Below are 6,102 nucleotides of genomic sequence, written 5' to 3'. Positions count from 1 at the left end.
CGGGTGGGCTGCCGCCAGCTCCCCGTACAGCCCGACCGCCTCCACCAGCTCGCCACGCACCACCACCGCCCCGTCGGCGATGGACGGGGCGGTGGGATCGGCCGGGTCGGGCAGCACGAACGCCGCCCGGTGCAGAGTCAGCACAACAGCGCCTTCGACTTCGACAGCAATGCCGGCGGCAATGCCAACGCCAGCGGAAACGGCAACGGCAACAGGGACAGGGACAGGGACACCGGCATCAACGACACCGGCACGGGAAGGGCCAGGAGGAGAGGAGGAGAAGGGGACTCAGTTGTCCAGGATCTTCAGCTCGGGGTGCGCGGTGCCGCCCTCGATCGCCGTGGAGGCGATGTGCGAGGCGACGCGCGGGTCGACCGGGTCATTGGCCGGGTCGTCCAGCACCCGCAGGTGCTCGTAGGTGGTCGAGCGCTGCGCCGGGACGCGGTCGGCGGCCCGGATGAGGTGGATCAGCTCGGTGAGGTTGGAGCGGTGCTTGGCACCCGCCGCCGAGACGACGTTCTCCTCCAGCATGACGGACCCGAGGTCGTCCGCACCGTAGTGCAGCGACAGCTGGCCGGCCTCCTTGCCGGTGGTGAGCCAGGAGCCCTGGATGTGGGCGACGTTGTCGAGGAACAGGCGGGCGATCGCGATCATCCGCAGGTACTCGAAGACGGTGGCCTGGGTCGAGCCCTTCAGGTGGTTGTTCTGCGGCTGGTAGGTGTACGGGATGAAGGCCCGGAAGCCGCCGGTGCGGTCCTGCACGTCGCGGATCATCCGCAGGTGCTCGATCCGCTCGGCGTTGGTCTCGCCGGTGCCCATCAGCATGGTGGAGGTGGACTCCACGCCGAGGCTGTGGGCGATCTCCATGATCTCCAGCCAGCGCTCGCCGGACTCCTTCAGCGGGGCGATCGCCTTGCGCGGCCGCTCCGGCAGCAGCTCGGCGCCGGCGCCGGCGAAGGAGTCCAGGCCGGCCTTGTGGATCCGGGTGATGGCCTCCTCGACGGAGACGCCCGAGATCCGCGCCATGTGCTCGACCTCGGAGGCGCCCAGCGAGTGGATCACCAGCTCCGGGAAGTCCGCCTTGATCGCCGAGAACGCCCGCTCGTAGTACTCCACGCCGTAGTCCGGGTGGTGGCCGCCCTGGAACATGATCTGGGTGCCGCCGAGCTCGACCGTCTCGGCGCAGCGGCGCAGGATCTCGTCGAGCTCGCGGGACCAGCCCTTGTCGCTCTTCGGCGGCACGTAGAAGGCGCAGAACTTGCACGCCGTCACGCAGACGTTGGTGTAGTTGATGTTGCGCTCGATGATGTACGTCGCGATGTGCTCGGTACCCGCGTAGCGACGGCGGCGCACCGCGTCGGCGGCGGAGCCGAGCGCGTGCAGCGGCGCCGAGCGGTAGAGCTCCAGCGCCTCCTCCGGGGTGATCCGGTCACCGGCGGTGGCGCGGTCGAGCACGGCCTTCAGGTCGGTGCTGGACGCATCGAGGGTGGTCGCTGCGAGCTCGGTCACCTGGCGGCCTTCTCTCTCTCAAGTGCTACTCGGGTACGGCCGAACCAGCCTACGCCAGCACATTCCGCCGCCCGCGTCAGCCCGCTGAACTGCGCACGGGCCGCCCCGGGCCGCGTCCGGGCCACCCCTGTACCGCGACCGGAACACGATCGGACCGCGACCGGACCATGCCCCGGCCCGTCCCCGCCGCAACCCTCAGCCGTCGGCCCCGCCAGCCCCGCCAGCCCTGCGCATCGTGCCGGCCGGGTTCCCGGCCGGCGGGTCGGCGGAGGCGAAACGGATCGTCCCGTCGGACTGCAGGGTGAGCGTCTCCGCGTTGGAGCCGCCGGTGCAGGCGCCGGGGATCGAGGAACGGACCAGTCGGGACTGGAACACCAGCTTGGTGGCGGAGGCCGACTTGAGGGTCCAGGCGCCCTCGCAGCTGATCGAGAGCAGCCCGGAGACGGCGTTGCGGCTGGTGGTGCTCTCCTGGCCGATCGCCGCCGGACGGACGGTGAGCGTGGTGGTCCCGCCGGGCAGCCCCTTGTCGGTGACCATGTCCCCGCTCCAGGTGCCCAGGAAGGCGGCGGGCACCACGCTCGGCCCGCCCGTCCCGGGCGGCACCGCACCCGGGGCGGACGCCGTCGCGCTTCCCGGAGCGCCGGAGGCCGAGGTGGACCCGGAGGTGACGGCGCCGCTCGGCGGGACGGCCCGGCCCGGGTCGGCGGACGCCTCCGGCAGCGGCGCCGCCGTGGGGCCCGACACCTCCGGTTCAGCTGTCGGTGGTCCAGATCTGCTGGTCGCCGCCGACGGCGAACAGACGCACCGTGTTGCCGATCGTGGTGGCGGTGATGTGCTGGATGGCGCTGCTCTGGATGGACGCGAAGGTGGTCCACGTCCCGGCGGTGTAGTCGCCGGTGGTGGTCCAGATCTGGTCCTCGCCGCCGATCGCGAACAGGCGCACGGTGTTGCCGACGACGGTGGCGGTCACCTGCTTGATGCCGCTGCTGGGCAGGACCTCGAAGGGGGTCCAGGTGCCGGCGGTGTAGTCGCCCGCCGCGGTGTAGATGCGCTGGTCGCCGCCGATCGCGTACAGCCGGACCTTGTCGCCCATGGCGACGGCGGTCACCTGCCGCATGCCGCTGTTGTTCGGCACGGGCTGGAGCGGGCTCCAGGTGCCGGTGGTGGTGTTCTTCGCGGCGGTCCAGATCCGCTGGTCGCTGCCGATCGTGAACAGGCGCACCGTGTCGCCCATCGTGACCGCGCTGACCTGACGCGTGCCGATGCTGTCCGGCACCGCCTCGAAGGTGCCCCACACGTTGGTGGTGTACGCGCCCTCGTTGGTCCAGACCTTGCTGTCCCCGCCGAGCGCGAACAGTTCGCTGGCCGGGCGGGAGGCCTTCACCTGCTTGACCCAGGCGCCGAGGTCGTCGACCCGGGAGCTGTAGGCGCCGGTGCGGGTCTCGGTGGCGGGCACGCCCAGGCAGCCGCCCTGCCAGGAGCGGGAGGCCACGGCCACCAGCTCGGCCTTTCCGTTGACCTCACGGACCGCCGGGGCGCCGGTGTCGCCCTTGCAGACCGCCGCGCCACCGGTGCCGGTGGTACCGATGCCCGTCGGAGCCACGGAGTCGAGGCTGAAGACACCGGAGTGGAGCTTGCCCGGCACCCACTCGTCCTTGGTCCGGCCGAAACCGGGAACGCGCAGCGACTGCCCGGCCGTCGGAGCCGTGGTCGCCAGCGGCAGCACCGCGACACCGTCCACCGCCGTGGCCAGACGGGCCATCACCAGGTCACGGTCCTGACGCGGCACCAGCTCGGCCACCTGGGCCGACTTCGCGCCGACCGTCACGGTGGTCTTCCACTTCGGCGCACCGGCCGCCAGGGCCTGCGGCTGCGCCGGGTCGTCGGAGAAGCACGACGCTGCCGTGACCACCCAGTAGTGGTCGACCAGCGCACCCGTGCAGCCCCGCAGGTGGTCACCGATCACCAGCCGCGCGGTGGAGGCGTAGGAACCGTCGGCGGCCGGGTCGCCGACCACGGCGCCGGCCGGAGTGAAGCTGCTCAGCGTGCCGGCGGCCGCGGCCGCGACCAGCACGCCCGCCCGACGGGCACGGACCTGGGACTTGCGGGACATCGGGAATTCCCCCCTGAGGAGTACGAGAAGTGGGTGCCCCGCCGGACCGGCGGCCGGGCGGCGGCCGGCCCGGCGGGACGTGGTGCGGGCCGGGTCAGCCGGTGGTGGCGGCGGTGATCGCCTTCACGCCGAAGGCGCCCCCGGGGACCTCGACCCACGGCGTCCAGTTGCCGGCGTTGTAGTCGGCGTCACGGGTGTAGACCTTGGTGTCCTCGTTGACGGCGACGAAGTGGACGACGTTGCCCTCGGCGCTGCTGGAGATGGCCTTCAGGCGGTTGTCGCTGACCTTGGTCCAGGCCGGGTCCCAGCCGCCGAGGCCGTAGTGGCAGTAGGTGGTGAACAGGTCGCCGAGGCCGCCGATGATCTGGAGGTCGACGGTGTTGCCGCGGGCGGCGGCGGTGATGCCCTGGACGCCGACAGCGCCGCCGGGGATCTCGCCCCACGGGGTCCAACTGCCGTCGGGCCTGTTGTCACGGCCGTAGACGCGAAGGTCCTCGTTGACGGCGAAGACGTGGACGACGCCGTCCGCGGTGGTGGCGCTGGTGATGGACTTCAGCTTGTTGACGCCGACCTGCTCCCAGCTTCCGCGCCAGCTGCCGGCTGCGTAGTCGGCGTGGGTGCTGTAGAGGGAGCCGTCGGAGCCGATGATCTGGAGGCTGACGGTGTTGCCGCGGACCGTGGCGGTGACGCCCTGGGCACCGCCGGCGCCGCCGGGCACCTCGACCCACGGGGTCCACGCGTCACCGACCCTGCCGTCGTGGGTGTAGACCTTGCCGTCGGAACCGACGGCGTAGACGTGCACGGTGTCGCCGATGGCGACGCTGTCCACGGCGGTCGGCGAAGGGCTACTGGCGGTCGACCAGCTGCCGATCCAGCCGCCGGCCTTGGAGTCGTCGACGGTGTTCCACACCCTGCTGTTGATGTCGATGATCTGCAAGTGCAGGCCGGCCTTGACCTCCGCCGTGCGGTAGCGCAGGTCGTTCACCCAGTCGCCGAGGTTGTCGACCCGGGAGCTGTACGCGCCGGTGCGGGTCTCGGTGGCCGGAGTGCCCAGGCAGCCGCCCTGCCACGAGCGCGAGGCGACGGCGACCAGCTCGGCCTTGCCGCCCGTCTCGCGGATCACGGGGGCGCCGGTGTCGCCCTTGCAGACCACCGCGCCACCGGTACCGGTGGTGCCGATGCCCGTCGGAGCCACGGAGTCGAGGCTGAAGACACCGGAGTGGAGCTTGCCCGGCACCCACTCGTCCTTGGTCCGGCCGAAACCGGGAACACGCAGCGACTGCCCGGCCGTCGGAGCCGTGGTCGCCAGCGGCAGCACCGCGACACCGTCCACCGCCGTGGCCAGACGCGCCATCACCAGGTCACGGTCCGTACGCGGCACCAGCTCGGCCACCTGGGCCGACTTCGCGCCGACCGTCACGGTGGTGGTCCACTTCGGCGCACCCGCCGCCAGGGCCTGCGGCTGCGCCGGGTCGTCGGAGAAGCACGACGCGGCGGTCAGCACCCAGTAGCGGTCCACCAGCGTGCCGGTGCAGCCGCGCAGGTGGTCACCGACGACGATCCGGGCGGTGGCGGCGTAGGAACCGTCGGCGGCCGTGTCACCGGGGACGGCGACGGCCGGGGGCGTGGCGAACGTCGCCAGGGCGCCGGCGGCCGCGGCCGCGACCAGCACGCCCGCCCGCAGCTTGCGGGCCGAGGAGTTGCGAAGCATGAGGTGTTCTTCCCAACGTGAAGGGCGGATGCGGGGGGTGGTGGTCAGCCGGTGACGGTCAGCTCGACGAGGGCGGCCGGGTTGCCGCCGGTGCCTTCGCCGACTCCCTGGAAGCCGTTCGTGGGGACGTCGACGGTCTGGGTGGTGGTGCCGACGGTGAGGCCGGCGCGGACCGCGCGGCCGCCGCTGGTCTGGACGAAGAAGACGTCGGGCAGCTGGAGGGAGAGGGTTCCCGTCGTGCCGGTGACGGTGAAGCAGATCTGGTTGTCCGGGTTGCCCGGGGCCAGGGTCCCGATCTGGATCTGGGTGGGCTTGCCGCAGTCGGCGAGCAGGATGTGGCCGTCGCCGCGCAGCAGCTTCACCTTGGTGATGGCGGCGGCGCCGGGGTAGGAGAAGTCCTCGACGGCCGGCGGCGCGGCGGAGTTGTCCGCGGGGGTGGTGTCGGCGGCGGCGATCGCGGTGGCGGCGCCGAGGACCGCGGCGGTCACCGCGGCGGTGGCCAGCCACCGGCGGGCGGTCCTCCGGGTCGTGCGGGACGGGTTGTTTGTCACCTGGGGCTCCATCGGGAAGGTGAGCGGGTAGCGGGTGGCGGGGAGCAGGTACCGGGGAGCGGGGCGGCGCGGGTCAGCCGGTGACGCGCAGTTCGAGCAGGGTGGTGGGCTTGCCGCTGCCGCTGCCGCTGCCGATCCCGACGGGGACGGCGGTGCCCTTGGCGATGTCGATGCTCTGGGAGGCGCCCTCGCTGGTGAGCTTGGCGTTGACCGAGTAG

At 72.3% G+C, this 6,102-nt stretch carries 5 protein-coding genes; all 5 read right to left on the bottom strand.

Annotated elements, in window-relative coordinates; translation table 11 throughout:
• Positions 1-288 precede the first annotated feature (288 nt).
• The 5 genes from mqnC to ACIQOV_RS22995 all read right to left on the bottom strand — a co-directional run bounded on the left by mqnC (position 289) and on the right by ACIQOV_RS22995 (position 5,884).
• Complete coding sequence (mqnC, locus tag ACIQOV_RS23015; protein ID WP_401051225.1) at positions 289-1,509, bottom strand: cyclic dehypoxanthinyl futalosine synthase; 1,221 nt, start codon at positions 1,507-1,509, stop codon at positions 289-291.
• 195 nt (positions 1,510-1,704) lie between these two features.
• A complete protein-coding gene (locus ACIQOV_RS23010) occupies positions 1,705-2,253 on the bottom strand; it encodes a hypothetical protein (protein ID WP_401051223.1) in 549 nt (182 codons plus the stop codon).
• 7 nt (positions 2,254-2,260) lie between these two features.
• Complete coding sequence (locus tag ACIQOV_RS23005) at positions 2,261-3,622, bottom strand: trypsin-like serine protease (RefSeq protein WP_401051220.1); 1,362 nt, start codon at positions 3,620-3,622, stop codon at positions 2,261-2,263.
• A gap of 94 nt (positions 3,623-3,716) precedes the next feature.
• Positions 3,717-5,333, bottom strand: coding sequence for a trypsin-like serine protease (locus ACIQOV_RS23000; protein WP_401051218.1), 1,617 nt, complete (start codon positions 5,331-5,333; stop codon positions 3,717-3,719).
• A 44-nt stretch (positions 5,334-5,377) separates the two neighbouring features.
• Complete coding sequence (locus ACIQOV_RS22995) at positions 5,378-5,884, bottom strand: hypothetical protein (RefSeq protein WP_401051216.1); 507 nt, start codon at positions 5,882-5,884, stop codon at positions 5,378-5,380.
• Positions 5,885-6,102 lie beyond the last annotated feature (218 nt).

The organism is Kitasatospora sp. NPDC091257 (assembly GCF_044757675.1).
Taxonomy (GTDB): Bacteria; Actinomycetota; Actinomycetes; order Streptomycetales; family Streptomycetaceae; genus Kitasatospora; species Kitasatospora lactacystinica.
The sequence above is the reverse complement of the archived record's forward strand: the minus strand, read 5'-3'. Positions and strand labels throughout refer to the sequence as shown.